At 71.4% G+C, this 14,592-nt stretch carries 14 protein-coding genes and 1 pseudogene; 9 read left to right on the top strand and 6 right to left on the bottom strand.

Annotated elements, in window-relative coordinates:
- Window positions 1-81 precede the first annotated feature (81 nt).
- From J7E94_RS09065 to J7E94_RS09075, 3 genes are all read left to right on the top strand, one after another.
- Complete coding sequence (locus J7E94_RS09065) at window positions 82-903, top strand: adenosylcobinamide-GDP ribazoletransferase (RefSeq protein WP_215013895.1); 822 nt, start codon at window positions 82-84, stop codon at window positions 901-903.
- Between the two features lie 85 nt (window positions 904-988).
- Entirely contained in the window at window positions 989-1,717 is a 729-nt protein-coding gene (locus tag J7E94_RS09070; protein ID WP_308344758.1) for a response regulator transcription factor, read from the top strand.
- Between the two features lie 137 nt (window positions 1,718-1,854).
- A complete protein-coding gene (locus J7E94_RS09075) occupies window positions 1,855-4,983 on the top strand; it encodes an efflux RND transporter permease subunit (RefSeq protein ID WP_215013896.1) in 3,129 nt (1,042 codons plus the stop codon).
- Window positions 4,984-5,056: 73 nt separating this feature from the next.
- Here J7E94_RS09075 and J7E94_RS09080 read toward each other — a convergent pair whose 3' ends face one another.
- From J7E94_RS09080 to J7E94_RS09090, 3 genes and pseudogenes are all read right to left on the bottom strand, one after another.
- Window positions 5,057-5,260, bottom strand: coding sequence for a DUF397 domain-containing protein (locus J7E94_RS09080; RefSeq protein ID WP_215013929.1), 204 nt, complete (start codon window positions 5,258-5,260; stop codon window positions 5,057-5,059).
- A 54-nt stretch (window positions 5,261-5,314) separates the two neighbouring features.
- Window positions 5,315-5,851, bottom strand: a complete 537-nt coding sequence (locus tag J7E94_RS09085; protein ID WP_215013897.1) for an NUDIX domain-containing protein — start codon at window positions 5,849-5,851, stop codon at window positions 5,315-5,317.
- A gap of 1 nt (window position 5,852) precedes the next feature.
- Window positions 5,853-6,293: pseudogene (locus J7E94_RS09090) on the bottom strand (tetratricopeptide repeat protein); the annotation flags it as partial.
- 197 nt (window positions 6,294-6,490) lie between these two features.
- On the opposite strand from J7E94_RS09090, the gene J7E94_RS09095 reads away from it, so the two are divergent.
- From J7E94_RS09095 to J7E94_RS09110, 4 genes are all read left to right on the top strand, one after another.
- Window positions 6,491-7,240: a hypothetical protein gene (locus J7E94_RS09095; RefSeq protein ID WP_215013899.1), complete on the top strand. Its 750-nt coding sequence runs from the start codon at window positions 6,491-6,493 to the stop codon at window positions 7,238-7,240.
- Window positions 7,241-7,317: 77 nt separating this feature from the next.
- Window positions 7,318-8,229 carry a phosphotransferase gene (locus tag J7E94_RS09100; protein ID WP_215013901.1) on the top strand — a complete coding sequence of 304 codons (912 nt, stop codon included), beginning with the start codon at window positions 7,318-7,320 and terminating at the stop codon, window positions 8,227-8,229.
- The gene (locus J7E94_RS09105; protein ID WP_215013902.1) at window positions 8,230-8,931 is read left to right on the top strand and encodes a bifunctional 2-polyprenyl-6-hydroxyphenol methylase/3-demethylubiquinol 3-O-methyltransferase UbiG; all 702 of its coding nucleotides are present in this window, start codon (window positions 8,230-8,232) and stop codon (window positions 8,929-8,931) included. It abuts the gene before it with no gap.
- Between the two features lie 15 nt (window positions 8,932-8,946).
- Window positions 8,947-9,504 (top strand): HAD domain-containing protein, encoded by a 558-nt coding sequence (locus tag J7E94_RS09110; protein ID WP_215013903.1) that lies wholly within the window; start codon window positions 8,947-8,949, stop codon window positions 9,502-9,504.
- Window positions 9,505-9,619: 115 nt separating this feature from the next.
- On the opposite strand, the gene nadA is transcribed toward J7E94_RS09110, so the two are convergent.
- A complete protein-coding gene (gene nadA / locus J7E94_RS09115; protein ID WP_215013905.1) occupies window positions 9,620-10,807 on the bottom strand; it encodes a quinolinate synthase NadA in 1,188 nt (395 codons plus the stop codon).
- Window positions 10,808-11,099: 292 nt separating this feature from the next.
- Here nadA and erpA point away from each other — a divergent pair, with 292 nt between their 5' ends.
- Window positions 11,100-11,456, top strand: coding sequence for an iron-sulfur cluster insertion protein ErpA (gene erpA / locus J7E94_RS09120; protein WP_030010511.1), 357 nt, complete (start codon window positions 11,100-11,102; stop codon window positions 11,454-11,456).
- Window positions 11,457-11,549: 93 nt separating this feature from the next.
- Here erpA and J7E94_RS09125 read toward each other — a convergent pair whose 3' ends face one another.
- Window positions 11,550-12,989: a hypothetical protein gene (locus J7E94_RS09125; RefSeq protein WP_215013907.1), complete on the bottom strand. Its 1,440-nt coding sequence runs from the start codon at window positions 12,987-12,989 to the stop codon at window positions 11,550-11,552.
- A 73-nt stretch (window positions 12,990-13,062) separates the two neighbouring features.
- Entirely contained in the window at window positions 13,063-13,299 is a 237-nt protein-coding gene (locus tag J7E94_RS09130) for a hypothetical protein (protein ID WP_215013909.1), read from the bottom strand.
- Between the two features lie 132 nt (window positions 13,300-13,431).
- Here J7E94_RS09130 and J7E94_RS09135 point away from each other — a divergent pair, with 132 nt between their 5' ends.
- The gene (locus J7E94_RS09135; RefSeq protein ID WP_215013911.1) at window positions 13,432-14,406 is read left to right on the top strand and encodes a carbohydrate kinase family protein; all 975 of its coding nucleotides are present in this window, start codon (window positions 13,432-13,434) and stop codon (window positions 14,404-14,406) included.
- Window positions 14,407-14,592 lie beyond the last annotated feature (186 nt).

Raw genomic sequence — 14,592 nt, forward strand, 5'->3', positions numbered from 1 at the left:
CCAGCTCTCTGTTCAGTGGCTCCCGGTTTGGCCCGTATGCGGTAATTTACCGCTGACTTCGAGCGGGTAGCGTTCGCGCCGATGACAGATTCGTACGAAGATCCGCCGCTGCCGCCGGCCCCGGACCGCGCCTCCTTCGGCGACGGCCTGCGCTTCGCGTTCGGCACGCTCACCGTGCTGCCCGCCCGCATCACCCGTTGGGACCGCCCCGCCGCCCGTACCGGGATGGCCTGCGCCCCGGCCGCCGGGCTGGTCGTAGGCCTGCTCGCGGCGGTGCCCGGGGTGCTCTTGCTCCTGCTGGGCGGAGGGCCGGTGCTCGCCGCGGCCGTCACCGTCGCCGTACCGGCCGCGCTGACCCGGGGGCTGCACCTGGACGGGCTCGCCGACACCGCGGACGGACTGGGCAGCGCCAAACCGGCCGAGGACGCGCTGCGCATCATGAAGCAGTCCGACATCGGCCCCTTCGGGGTCGTGGCCCTGGTCCTCCTGCTCCTCGTCCAGGTGGCGGCCCTGTCCGAGGCGTACGCCGGCAGCTGGATCCGCGGCGCCCTCGCCGCCGTGACCGCCGCCGTGACCGCGCGCCTCGCCATGACCCTCGCCTCCCGGGAAGGGGTTCCCGCCGCCCGCCCCGAGGGGCTCGGCGCGGCGGTCGCCGGGGTGGTCCCGCGCCGTGCGGCCGTCGCCGTCGCCGCCCTGACCGTGGTCCTGGCCGCGGCCGCCGCCCTCCCGCTGGGCCTCCCGGCCGCCGGGCGGCACGCCGCGGCCGTGCTGGCCGCCCTGCTCGCCGCGGAACTGCTGCTGCGCCGCTGCGTCCGGCGCTTCGACGGGGTCACCGGCGACGTCTTCGGCGCCCTGGCCGAGGTCTCCGCGACCACCGCCCTGATCGTCCTGGCTCTGGGCTGACCCGGCCTGTCCCCGGCTGATGCCCCGCCGGTGGCCGGGCTGATGCCCCTCGGGTGCCCCGCCGGTGCCCACGTAGGCTCACCCCGTGGACGACATCCGGACGGACCCGACCCCCGCCGCGCCCATCCGGGTGCTGCTCGCCGACGACCAGGCGCTCCTGCGCAGCGCCTTCAAGGTGCTCGTCGACTCCGAGCCCGACATGGAGGTCGTCGGGGAGGCCTCCGACGGGGCCCAGGCCTTCGAACTCGCCCGCCGCGCGCGCCCCGACGTCGTCCTCATGGACATCCGGATGCCCGGCACCGACGGGCTCGCGGCCACCCGCCTGATCAGCGCGGACCCCGAACTCGGCGCCGTGCGCGTGGTGATGCTGACGACCTTCGAGGTCGACGAGTACGTCGCCGCCGCCCTGCGGGCCGGCGCCTCCGGCTTCCTGGGCAAGGGCGCCGAGCCCGAGGAGCTGCTCAACGCCATCCGGGTCGCCGCCGCCGGCGAGGCGCTGCTCTCCCCGGCCGCCACCAAGGGGCTCATCGCCACCTTCCTCGCCCAGGGCGGCGGCGCCGACCCGGCCGCCGCCGCGGCCACGGCCGGCTCGCACGCGCAGCGGCTCGCCGCGCTGACCGTCCGGGAGCGCGAGGTCCTCGTCCACGTGGCCGCCGGGCTGTCCAACGACGGGATCGCCGGACGGCTGGAGGTCAGCCCGCTCACCGTCAAGACCCACGTCAACCGGGCCATGGCCAAGCTCGGTGCCCGCGACCGGGCGCAATTGGTGGTCATCGCCTACGAATCGGGACTGGTCCGGCCCCGCGCGGAGTAGCGGCGCAGTAGTACGGCGTACTGCGGACGCGGTATGCCGCACATAAGGACGGGACCTGCGAGCGACGCAGCGGCGCCACGGCATGCGAAAGGCTGAAAAGGCCCTCGCCTTCGTCACTGCAGAGAGATCCCATACCCATGTCCTGGCTGTCCCGCTTCAGCCTTGCCCAAAGGGCGTTGATCGGCCTCGTGTCGCTCGTCGCGCTCCTCTTCGGCGCCATAGCCATCCCGCAGCTCAAGCAGCAGCTGCTGCCCTCCATCGAACTGCCGATGGTGTCCGTGCTCGCGCCGTACCAGGGCGCCTCGCCCGACGTGGTGGAGAAGCAGGTCGTCGAACCGATCGAGGCCATGCTCAAGGGCGTCGACGGCATCACCGGCATCACCTCCACCGCCAGCGAGGGCAACGCCCTCGTCATGGCCACCTTCGACTACGGCGACAGCGGCACCAAGCAGCTCGTCGCCGACGTCCAGCAGGCCGTCAACCGGGCCCGCGTCCGGCTGCCCGCCGAGGTGGACCCGCAGGTCGTGGCCGGTTCCACCGACGACATCCCGACCGTCATCCTCGCCGTCACCTCCGACAAGGACCAGCAGGCACTCGCCGACCAGCTGGAACGTTCCGTCGTCCCCGTGCTGTCGGACATCGAGGGCGTCGGCCAGGTCACCGTCGACGGCGTCCAGGACCTCCAGGTCACCATCACCCCCGACAACGCCAAGCTCGCGGCCACCGGCCTCGACGGCGCCGCCCTCGCCCAGGGCCTCCAGGCGGGCGGCGCGACCGTGCCCGCCGGCTCCTTCGACGAGGAGGGCAAGAACCGCACCGTCCGCGTCGGCGCCGGCTACACCTCCCTCGCCCAGATCGAGGACCTGCGCCTGAGCCCCGGACCCGGCAAGCCGGCCGTCCGCCTCGGCGACGTGGCCACGGTGAAGCAGGAGGCCGCCAAGGCCGTCTCCATCACCCGTACCAACGGCAAGCCCAGCCTCGCCCTCGTCCTCACCATGGACAAGGACGGCAGCGCCGTCGCCATCTCCGACGCCGTCAAGGACAAGCTGCCCGAGCTGCGCTCCACGCTCGGCGCCGGCGCCGGCCTCACCGTCGTCAGCGACCAGGGCCCGGCCGTCGCCAAGTCCATCTCCAGCCTCACCACCGAGGGGCTGCTCGGCCTGCTCTTCGCGGTGATCGTGATCCTGGTCTTCCTGGCCTCGCTGCGCTCGACGCTGGTCACCGCGGTCTCCATCCCGCTGTCCGTCGTCCTCGCGCTCATCGTGCTCTGGACCCGCGACCTCTCGCTCAACATGCTGACGCTGGGCGCGCTCACCATCGCCATCGGCCGCGTGGTCGACGACTCGATCGTGGTCCTGGAGAACATCAAGCGCCACCTCGGCTACGGCGAGGAGCGCGAGACCGCCATCCTCACCGCGGTCAAGGAGGTGGCCGGCGCGGTCACCTCCTCCACCCTCACCACCGTCGCCGTCTTCCTGCCGATCGGTCTCACCGGCGGCATGATCGGCGAGCTCTTCGGCTCCTTCTCGCTCACCGTCACGGCCGCCCTGCTGGCCTCGCTGCTCGTCTCGCTGACGGTCGTACCGGTGCTCTCGTACTGGTTCCTGAGCGCGCCGAAGGGCGTGGCGGCGGGAGACGCCGAGAGCGCTGCACGGGCCCGGCGCGAGGCTGAGGAGAAGGAGGCGCGCAGCCGCCTCCAGAAGCTCTACGTCCGCGTCCTGGGCTTCGCCACCCGGCGCCGCCTGACCAGCGTGGCCATCGCCGTCGTGATCCTCGTCGGCACCTTCGGGATGACCCCGCTGCTGAAGACCAACTTCTTCGACCAGGGCGAGCAGAATGTCCTGACGGTCAAGCAGGAGCTGGCCCCCGGCACCTCGCTGGCCGCCTCCGACGAGGCGAGCCGCAAGGTCGAGAAGGCGCTGGCCTCGGTGGACGGCGTCAAGAGCTACCAGGTCACCGTCGGCTCCTCCGGCTTCCTCGCGGCCTTCGGCGGCGGTACGGGCTCCAACCAGGCCTCGTACCAGGTCACGCTGAAGGACGCGGGCGACGCGGAGGCCGTGAAGAAGCGGATCGAGGGCGAGCTGGCCAAGCTCGACGGCATCGGCGACACCAGGATCCAGGCGGGCGACGGCTTCGGCAGCCAGAACCTCAGCGTGGTCGTCAAGGCAGGCGACGGCGAGATCCTCGCCAAGGCCGCCGAGCAGGTCAGGGCCGAGGTGGCCACCCTCAAGAACGTCACCGACGTGCAGAGCGACCTGTCCCAGTCCGTGCCCCGGATCTCGGTGACCGCCACCCCCAAGGCCGCGGACGCCGGCCTGAACCAGGCCGCGCTCGGCGCGATCGTCGCGCAGGCGGTACGGGGCAACCCGGCGGGCAAGGCCGTACTGGACAACACCGAGCGGGACATCGTCATCCGCTCCGCGCAGCCGGCCACCACCCTGGCCGAACTCCAGGCGCTGCCGATCGGCCCGCTCAAGCTCGGCGACATCGCCGAGGTCAAGGTGGTCCCCGGCCCGGTCGCGATGACCCGGATCGACGGCGCCCGCGCCGCCACCGTCACGGCGAAGCCGGTCGGCGACAACACGGGCGCGGTCAGCTCCGAGCTCCAGACGAAGATCAAGGCCCTGGACCTGCCGGAGGGCGCCAGGGCCTCTATCGGCGGCGTCTCGGAGGACCAGGACGAGGCCTTCGCCTCGCTGGGCCTGGCCATGTTCGCGGCCATCGCGATCGTGTTCATGCTGCTCGTCGCGACCTTCCGCTCGCTGGTCCAGCCGCTGATCCTGCTGGTCTCGATCCCGTTCGCGGCGACCGGCGCGCTCGGCCTGCTGCTCGTCACCGGTACCCCGATGGGCGTCCCGGCGATGATCGGCATGCTGATGCTCATCGGCATCGTCGTGACCAACGCGATCGTGCTGATCGACCTGGTCAACCAGTACCGGGCCCAGGGGCTGGGCGTCGTCGAGGCCGTGGTCGAGGGCGGCCGCCACCGCCTGCGGCCGATTCTGATGACGGCCCTGGCGACGATCTTCGCGCTGCTCCCGATGGCGCTGGGCGTCACCGGAGAGGGCGGCTTCATCTCGCAGCCGCTGGCGGTCGTGGTGATCGGCGGCCTGGTCAGCTCCACCCTGCTGACCCTGCTGCTGGTGCCGACCCTCTACACGATGGTGGAACTCCGCAAGGAGCGCCGCCGCGCGAGGAAGACGGCCCGCCTGAGGGTGGTCCCGTCCCCGGCGACGGCACCGGAGGACACCCCGGCCGGCGTCTGACACACCGCCCACCCCAGGGACAGGAAGCCCCGCAGCGCCACGCGCTGCGGGGCCCCTGCCGTCCCGGCTCACCTCACCCGGCGACGATGGCGTCGAGCAACTCACTCCGACTGATGTCCCATTCAGAGCGCGGTCGGCGGCCGCCACGATCAGCGCGGGCCGTCGGGTCCTTGCTGTCCCATACGGGGATCACTCCTGTGAAGCCGTCGGCGATCCCGATGCACTGGCTCCCGTTGGTGTCGCTGTAGCTGCTCTTGCGCCAGCGGGCGGCGCTCAGGTCGTCGGGTGTCGCATGGCCTCAAGCCTCCAACTGAGGCGGCCAGCGTCATGCTCACGCCGTCGGCCAGCCGTCAAGGGAGACGTCCGCGCCACTGGACAAATAATGATGGAGGGCGCTGGAGGTCGTGTCCACGAAGGCATCGGGGATAGCGTCAGTGTCGACCCAGCGAACCTGGGAGTGCTTGCGCGGTTCCCGGTTCTCGGGTTCGCCGGTCCATTCGTGGGCGGCGAAGACGACCGTGAGGAAGCCGTTGGGGGCTTCGACGCCCCAGGCGCCGTGGATGATGTGGGCGACCTTTAGGGACTCGGGCTTCACGGTGAGGCCCGTCTCCTCGTAGAGCTCGCGCACCGCGGTTTCGGTGATGGGCTCACCCTGCTCGTTCTTGCCGACGGGCAGGTCCCACAGGCCCTGGGCGAACTTGGCGTTCTCGCTGCGCTGGAGGAGGACGACACGGTTGGTGGCCTTGTCGTGGACGATGACCGCCGCGACCAGCAGGATCATCGATTCGAGCGCCGGCTCGAGGGTTTGGGAGCGGTCGTCGATCTGCTGGTCCACGGTGTTCCCTTCGTCGGGCGGGTTGTTGGGCATGTTAGGCGAGGGCTTCACGGGCGCGGCGGGCGAGATCGGCGGCGCCGGGGACGCGGCGGCGCTGGTAGACCGCGAGCGTGGAGCGGATCGAGGTGATCGCCTTGCGGGTGCGGTCGGAGGTCATGCCCTCCATGAGGACCAGGGCTTGGGTCCAGGCGGCGACCGCTTCGTCAGCGCGGGCCTGGGCGGCGAGGCTGTCGCCGAGGTCAGCGTGGGTGAGGGCGTGGACGCGCTTGTACTTCTCCGGGTCCCAGCGGGTGAGGGCGTCGCGGTGCTGCTGCTCGGTGCCGACGTGGTCGGCCAGGTCGGTCAGGGTGCGGGCGGTGTGGCTGGCCACGGTGCCGGCGGCGGGGCCGCTGACGCGGGAGTAGCTAAGGGCTTCGTACGTGCATCCGGCGGCGTGGATCGTTTCGAGTAGGCGGGAGTTGGGGTCGGTCGGCGCTGGCACGTTCCTCCGTCCCGGAGCTGTAAACCGCGTATACCGCTTGGACTCCGTCACACCGTACCCACTCTGCGTAGCGGGCGGTTCACTTATCGACAGCCGCCCCACTCACGGGCCGGGCGGCTCCAAGTTCCGTACGCCCCACCGGGCTCGGGCATTCCCATGTCCGAGCCCGGCCGATGAGAGACGGAGACACGGTGACCACTATCGACACCGCGACCATCACGGTCGAGCTGCCCGACGCCTTCGACCCGCGCTGGAGCCGCCTGCCCGGCATCCAGGTCGAGGGCCGACACCTCACCATCGACCCGACCGAGTACTTCTTCCGCTTCGAGTCCAACACCTGGCTCGTCGCCGACTGGGAGCTGGTCAAGTCCCAGCTCCTGGGCGTGAGCGAGACGACCGAGAGCGCGGTCGAGCAGTTCGCGCTCGACTTCATCAAGAACCACGGCGAGTCCACCTCGGACGCGGCCCTCGTGCTGGCGACGGCGTACGGGGTCTACTCGTACCTCTTCCGCGAGGAGCACCTGGCCGGCCTTGGCCTGCCGCAGATCACCGCCCACCACCTGCGCATGCTGCGCGAGGCGGCCACACTGATGGCGCTCAACAAGGTCGAGCTGGACGGCCACATCTCCAACGTCGGCCCGTGCTGGTTCTTCCCCGCCGCCACCTCCGTCGTCTTCGACCTGGACGACGAGATGGGCGGGATGCTCGACGAGGTCTACCACGGCGGCTGGTTGGCCGAGCGCCGCCGGATCGAGTCCATCAAGGCCCACGCCGCGCTCGGCGGCCGGCTCGTGCACGGCTGCCAGTCCGTACCGGACCAGTCCGGCGGCGTTGTCGCGCCCTACGGTGCCTCGATGGCCAACTTCCGTGACGACCTCGCCGCATTCAAGGCGGGCTGGATCGAACAGGTCTACGCCCACCGCATGACTGCGGCCCAGTAGCTCCAACCCCCAGCACGACTTCGGGGCGGGCTGACCTGCTCGCCCGCCCCGGAGCCAACCAGCCCCTGGAGACCCCCATGGACCAGAGCCTCACCACCGCCCTGGTGAACGACCTGTGCACCCTCGTCGGCAAGCCCCTCCCCGAACGTGCCGAGATCCGCGTCTGGGGCATGTCCGGAGTCGAGCGCGTCACCTTCCCCGACGGCACCACCGCCGTCTTCAAGTACGCCAAGGAACCTTTCGACCGCGAGGCCCAGGCCCTGCGGCTGGCCCACCAGCGCGGGCTGCCGGTACCCGCACTCCACGCCACCGCCATGCGGGACAAGTGGCTCGGGATGCTCATGGACGACCTCGGCACCCCCGTCCGGGATGCCGACGACCTCGACGGCGTCGCCGCCGCTGTGATGGTCCACGCCGCCCGCCCGGCGAGCGGCCTGCCCCTACTCGACGGTGCGGGCCTCGCGGCCCTGCCCGGCCGAGCCCTTGATCACCTACAGCGGCTGCGGAAGGCCGACCGGTGGATGGACTGCGACGACATCGAGACTGCCCTGGGGAAGATCTCCGCGGCGGCCGAGGCCCGCGCCCAGGGAGCGACTCTTGACCCGTTCGGCTGGGTCCACTCCGAGTTCCACCCCACGAGTGTCCACATCGGGGAGAGCGGCTGGCACCTTCTCGACTTCGCCCGCGCCTTCACCGGCCCCGGCCTGATCGACCTCGCCTCCTACCACGGCACCACCGACACGCCGAGCCCCGACCGGCTGCGGGTGTTCCTGGAGCAGTACGTGACCGCAGGCGGCCACGAGGACGCTGTCGCCGCCCGGGGTGGTCTGGCCGCCGAGGCATGGGCCCTGGGCTGGCACCGCATGTGGGCCGTCGAGTGGTTCATGGAACAGGCCACCCGCTGGATCAACGACCCGGCCAAGGACCCCGCGTACATCCCCGTCGTCCGCCGCCACTTGAACGACGTGGTCCAACTCCTGGAGGTCTAGGTGCTCGCCCAGGTCTGCCCCTGGTACGCCCACGCCGCCCAGCGCCTCGCCATCAGCCCGGCCCAGCCCCTCACCCCTCCCGCACGGATGGAGTGGAGCACTCACCGCGGCCTGGGCCCCGGCGCGGAGATCCTCGGCCGGGACCTGCGCGGCAAGCGCCTCCTGGAGCTGGGCTGCGGTCCCGGCCACAACGTCGCCCACCTGGCCCAGCACCACCAGGCCCGCGTCACCGGCGTCGACCTGGTGGGCCTCCAGGTACGGCGGGCGCGTTCGCACTACGGTCACATCGGCGGCGTCACCTTCGCCGCCGGCCACGCCCTGCACCACCTCCACGCCACCGGTCAGACCTTCGACGCGATCTACTCGGTCTTCGGCGTCTTCGGCGTCGTCGGCCTGGTCGCCCCGGAGCTTCTGCTCGCCGCGATCTCCCGCCGCCTCAAGTCCAATGGGCTCCTGGCCTTCTCCGTACCTCACCCCGCACGGGCCGGAAGACATCCTTCGCCGGACGACCGTCCGCGCGAGGACTACGTCACCATGCCCGACCGCAGCAGGCTGCCCATCGCCCGCTGGGAGTTCGACGCCCGGCGGTGGGCCGCCCACCTCTCCCGGACCGGCCTGCGGATCACCTCCGCCATCGAGCTACGGCACCCGCGTCTCGATCCGTGGCCCACCACCTTCCTGATCACCGCCCGCAAACGCTGACCGACGGAGGCAACGATGCCCCTGCCCTACCTCCTGCTGGACATCGACGGCGTCCTCATACCGTTCCCGACGGCCGACGGCAGCACCCCTGCCACGCACGTCCGCCACACCGTTCTACCCACGGGCCGCAACCCCGACGACCCGGTGCCCATCTGGCTCAATCCAGCCCACGGCCCGTTGCTCGCCGACTACCTGGCTGGCGGTCTCGTCGCCCCCGTGTGGTGCACGAGCCGGCGCAAGGACGCCACCGCCATCGTCGGGCCGCTCCTTGGGCTGCCGGAGTTCCCGTACCTCGACCTCCCCCGCCCCCACATCACCACCAGCCACCCCAACGGCTACCTGTGGAAGCGCGACCACGTCGAGCCATGGCTCGGCGGGTCGGCAGTCGCCTGGATCGACGACGACTTCACCGCCCTCGACCACACCTGGGCCGCCGAACGGACCGCCCGCGGCCACCCCACCCTCCTCGTCCAGCCGGACCCGTACGTCGGCCTTCAGACGGACCACCTCGTGGAGGTCCAGGAATGGGCCTCCCTTCAGGCGGTGGCAACGGGATCTTCGGAAGCGGCGTAGCAAGGACGGGCTGGTCGGACCAGCCCCCTCGCTCAGTGTGGCTCCGCCTTTGAGACGCCGAAGGGCCGCTCCCCGGCCATGGGAAGCGGCCCTTCGCGCAGTGCGGGGTGGAGAGTTACGGAAGCGCGAGCATCCGCTCCAGCGCGAGCTTCGCGAAGCTCTCGGTCTCCTTGTCGACCTGGATCCGGTTGACGAGGTTGCCCTCGGCCAGGGACTCCAGGGTCCACACCAGGTGGGGGAGGTCGATGCGGTTCATCGTCGAGCAGAAGCAGACCGTCTTGTCGAGGAAGACGACCTCCTTGTCCTCCGCGGCGAAACGGTTCGCCAGGCGGCGGACCAGGTTCAGCTCGGTGCCGATGGCCCACTTGGAGCCGGCCGGGGCCGCCTCCAGCGCCTTGATGATGTACTCCGTCGAGCCGACATAGTCCGCGGCCGCCACGACCTCGTGCTTGCACTCGGGGTGGACCAGGACGTTCACGCCGGGGATGCGGGCGCGCACGTCGTTGACCGAGTCGACCGAGAACCGGCCGTGGACCGAGCAGTGGCCGCGCCACAGGATCATCTTGGCGTCGCGCAGCTGCTCGGCGGTCAGGCCGCCGTTCGGCTTGTGCGGGTTGTACAGGACGCAGTCGTCCAGGGACATGCCCATGTCGCGGACGGCGGTGTTGCGGCCGAGGTGCTGGTCCGGGAGGAAGAGCACCTTCTCACCCTGCTCGAACGCCCACTCCAGGGCCTTCTTCGCGTTGGACGAGGTGCAGATCGTGCCGCCGTGCTTGCCGGTGAAGGCCTTGATGTCGGCGGAGGAGTTCATGTACGAGACGGGGACCGTCGCACCGGCGACGCCGGCCTCGGTCAGGACGTCCCAGCACTCGGCGACCTGCTCGGCGGTGGCCATGTCGGCCATCGAGCAGCCGGCGGCCAGGTCGGGCAGGACCACCTTCTGGTCGTCCGAGGTCAGGATGTCCGCGGACTCGGCCATGAAGTGCACGCCGCAGAAGACGATGTACTCGGCCTCCGGCTTGGCGGCCGCGTCCTTGGCCAGCTTGAAGGAGTCGCCGGTGACGTCGGCGAACTCGATGACCTCGTCGCGCTGGTAGTGGTGGCCGAGGATGAAGACCTTGTCACCGAGCTTCTCCTTGGCCGCGCGGGCGCGCGCCACGAGGTTCGGGTCCGAGGGCGAGGGCAGGTCGCCGGGGCACTCCACGCCGCGCTCGCTCTTGGGGTCGGCCTCACGGCCGAGCAGCAGCAGGGCAAGGGGCGTCGGCTGGACGTCCAAAGGCTGGGCGGTGGTCACTGCACGCACCCTTTCTGTTCTGCGACAAGGGACTGCTTGAGGTATCGCTTCGAGTTCTCGTCTATTTGACGCTATCTATCATAACCTCTTCATGTCAGTTTGACGATGTCCATAGTGTCGATGTGACGCATCAGCCCGCCGAACCTTCGGCTCCGCCCCCGCGCGGTGTGCGAGCATGAATATCTGAAACAAGCGTCGGGTCCCGGAATGAATCCGCGGTCCCGCTCGTTGCCACCGACGGCAAGAGTCCGACGTTTCCCTGCCTCCGGCTGGGAGCCGCCCACTTCGGGAGTGAATGCAGATGTCCGTACAGGACGACAAGACCACTGTGAGCGACGGCATCCTCCTGTCCGACGCCGCCGCCGAGAAGGTCAGGACCCTGCTGGAGCAGGAAGGCCGCGATGACCTGGCGCTCCGCGTCGCCGTCCAGCCCGGCGGCTGCTCCGGCCTGCGCTACCAGCTCTTCTTCGACGAGCGCTCCCTCGACGGCGATGTCGTCAAGGACTTCGACGGCGTGAAGGTCGTCACGGACCGGATGAGCTCCCCGTACCTCCACGGCGCCTCCATCGACTTCGTCGACACCATCGAGAAGCAGGGCTTCACGATCGACAACCCCAACGCCACCGGCTCTTGCGCCTGCGGCGACTCGTTCAGCTAAACCTGGACGACCCGGTACACGACGAGGGCCCGCCCCTCCGGTCACATCCGACCGGCGAGGCGGGCCCTCGCGCGTGCCCCGGGGCTTCCCGGGCTACTGCCGGGGGAGCGGCTTGCCCGTGGTCGCGTCGACGACCTTGCGGTCGCCCAGCGGCTGCTGGAGCGTCACCGTCAGGGACATCTCCTGCGCGATCATGATGCAGGCCTGGCCCGGCTTGTTCGGGGTGTCGGTGATCTTCACCAGGACCGATTCGGGCTGCTCCCGTGCCTCCAGGGCGTAGGTGCTGCACGCACCGCCCCAGAAGTTCACGGTCAGCTTCCGGTCGGCCTGGGTGTACGAGAACCCGGGCACGGTAGCGCCGCCCTTCGGGCCGGGAGTGGGCGCGGTGTCCTCAGCGGCGGCCGGCTGGGCCACCGTACGGCCCGGGGCGCCGTCCTTGCCCGCCACCTCGAAGAGCCAGGCCGGGACCAGGCCGCGGGCCCCGTCCACCGTCCCGGGCACCAGACCCAGAGCGGCGCCCGTGACCGTCTCCGTGCGCGGCGGCTTCATCGGCCGCGGCTCCGGGTTGCAGGGCGGGACGTCCGTCGGCCCCAGCGGGGTGTCCGGGTCCAGGGGGACCGAGGTCGCGCAGCCGCTCGGCCCCGGGTCGGTGCCCTCCGGGCCGCCCGACTTCGCGTTCAGCCGGGCCAGCGCCTCCACGGCCCCGACCACCGGCTGCTCGGACGCCCGTACGGGGGTCTTCAGCTCGCCGCTGCCCGCCACGACCGAGCCGTCGGCGCCCACACTGACCTTCGTGGACCAGCCCTGTGTGGGGAGGCCGCCGACCACCGGGTCCGCCGTCACCACCCGCACCGGCCCCTGGGTGAGGCGGGCGTCCAGGGCGGCCCCGGACTGCCCGACGGCGGCCAGCACCGGGGCCGCGGCGGCCTTGGCGGCCTCCTCGGACAGCGGATTGCCGGTGCGCTTGACCGCCTCATGCGGGAGGGTGGCGGGGCCGCAGGTGTCCTTGCCGCGCACGCAGTCGTCCCCGGCGCCGTTGCCGCCGCCGTCGCCCGGCCCCTGGAAGCGGCTGAAGTTCCACGTCCCCGGCGCCTTGCGGGTCACCGCGAGCCGGGGCCCGGAGCCGTCGGCGGCCTCCCCGGCCACCCAGACGTCGCCGTTGGCCCGCGGGGCGCCCGCGATGCCGAGGGCGGCGGCGAGCCTGGCCGCCTCCTCCGAGGTGACCTCCCCGGACACGGCGTAGGCGGGCGCGGTCGCCGGACCCTCCGGCAGCTTCACGTCGGCCCGGTAGACCACCCCGCCGCCGGACGGGTCGGGCTCCCCGGGCGCGATGCCGGGCCCCGAGGGGCTCCCTGCGTCCCGGGGCGCGGAGGCCGCGCTGCCGGCCGTACGGGGCGAGGCGTCGCCGTACGCGGTGGAGGCCCAGTACGCCGTACCGCCGCCGGCCAGCAGCACGGCAGCCGCGACGGACCCGACGGCCCAGGCCGGCCGCCCTCGTGTGCCGCGTGATGTCTCGGGTTGTTCGCTGGTCACCGCATCGCTCCTTCACCTGTCCCGGCGTGCTTGATGCGGGTGTGACGGAACAGACGCGCAACCGGTTCCCCGATCAGTCCCCGTAGACCGCCGTGGAGGCGATCAGGCGCGCCGAGGCCGGCGGAACGCTGATCCCGTGGATCTGCGAGGGAGCCACCCGGGCCGGCAGCGGACCCGCCGGAACCGCCCAGTGGGGGGCCATTCGGGCACAGTCGCCCAGCAGGCGGGCGAAGCCGGGCCGCCGCGAGTCTTCCGCGCCGCGCGTCTCGGCGGTGTACTCGGTGGAGCCGGAGCCATCGGTGTAGGTCATGGACGCACCGTAGGCACCGCGCCTCACGTGAAGAAAGACCTACTACGGGGTAGTTTCGGCCGGTCGGCCCGGGGCCCTCGACCGGGTAGTTTTGACTGTCCCCTTACTGTCCTCCGCAGGAGCGTCCACGCCGTGCGCATCGCAGTCACCGGCTCCATCGCCACCGACCACCTCATGACCTTCCCCGGCCGTTTCGCCGACCAGCTGGTCGCGGACCAGCTGCACACGGTCTCCCTCTCCTTCCTCGTCGACAACCTCGACGTCCGGCGGGGCGGTGTCGGCCCGAACATCTGCTTCGGCATGGGGCAGCTCGGCAGCCGCCCGATCCTGGTCGGAGCCGCCGGCTCCGACTTCGACGAGTACCGCGCCTGGCTGGACCGGCACGGCGTCGACACCGAGTCCGTCCGGATCTCCGAGGTGCTGCACACCGCGCGCTTCGTGTGCACCACGGACTCCGACCACAACCAGATCGGGTCCTTCTACACGGGCGCGATGAGCGAGGCCCGCCTGATCGAGCTGAAGGCCGTCGCCGACCGCGTGGGCGGGCTGGACCTCGTCCTGATCGGCGCGGACGACCCCGAGGCGATGCTGCGCCACACCGAGGAGTGCCGGACGCGCGGGATCCCCTTCGCGGCCGACTTCTCGCAGCAGATCGCCCGGATGGACGGCGAGAACATCCGCACCCTGATGGAGGGCGCGACGTACCTCTTCTCGAACGAGTACGAGAAGGGCCTCATCGAGTCGAAGTCGGGCTGGTCGGACGAGGAGATCCTGGCGAAGGTCGGCACCCGGGTCACGACCCTCGGCTCGAACGGCGTGAAGATCGAGCGGGTCGGCGAGGCGCCGATCGTGGTCGGCTGCCCCGAGGAGACCGCGAAGGTCGACCCGACGGGCGTCGGCGACGCGTTCCGGGCCGGGTTCCTGACGGGGCTGAGCTGGGGTGTGGGACTGGAGCGTGCCGCGCAGGTGGGCTGCATGCTGGCGACCCTGGTCATCGAAACGCTGGGCACCCAGGAGTACACCCTTGCGCGGGCGCACTTCATGGAGCGCTTCACCAAGGCCTACGGCGAAGAGGCCGCGACCGAGGTCCGCTCCCACCTCTCCTGACGGCGCGGGTGCGCCGCCGCTCCGGGGGCTCCGCCCCCGCGCCTCAATCGCCGGCGGGGCTGGGGTGGGCTGGCGCCTGCCTGCCCGGAGGGCTGGTTGCCGCGTAGAGGCATATCCAGCCCCGCCGGCGTTTGAGTCGGGGGGGTTCGGGCGCGGAGCCCCCGCAGCGGCGCGGCACCCGTGCAG

It is taken from the genome of Streptomyces sp. ISL-94 (genome assembly GCF_018614075.1).
In the GTDB taxonomy this organism is placed as follows: domain Bacteria; phylum Actinomycetota; class Actinomycetes; order Streptomycetales; family Streptomycetaceae; genus Streptomyces.

What these genes read in the sequence shown, in the direction of transcription:
- J7E94_RS09065 (WP_215013895.1), top strand. Translation starts at nt 82, where the DNA reads ATGACAGATTCGTACGAAGATCCGCCGCTGCCGCCGGCCCCGGACCGC.
- erpA (WP_030010511.1), top strand. Translation starts at nt 11,100, where the DNA reads ATGTCCGTACAGGACGACAAGACCACTGTGAGCGACGGCATCCTCCTG.
- J7E94_RS09130 (WP_215013909.1), bottom strand. Translation starts at nt 13,299, where the DNA reads ATGACCTACACCGATGGCTCCGGCTCCACCGAGTACACCGCCGAGACG.
- J7E94_RS09100 (WP_215013901.1), top strand. Translation starts at nt 7,318, where the DNA reads ATGGACCAGAGCCTCACCACCGCCCTGGTGAACGACCTGTGCACCCTC.
- J7E94_RS09085 (WP_215013897.1), bottom strand. Translation starts at nt 5,851, where the DNA reads ATGCCCAACAACCCGCCCGACGAAGGGAACACCGTGGACCAGCAGATC.
- J7E94_RS09075 (WP_215013896.1), top strand. Translation starts at nt 1,855, where the DNA reads ATGTCCTGGCTGTCCCGCTTCAGCCTTGCCCAAAGGGCGTTGATCGGC.
- J7E94_RS09110 (WP_215013903.1), top strand. Translation starts at nt 8,947, where the DNA reads ATGCCCCTGCCCTACCTCCTGCTGGACATCGACGGCGTCCTCATACCG.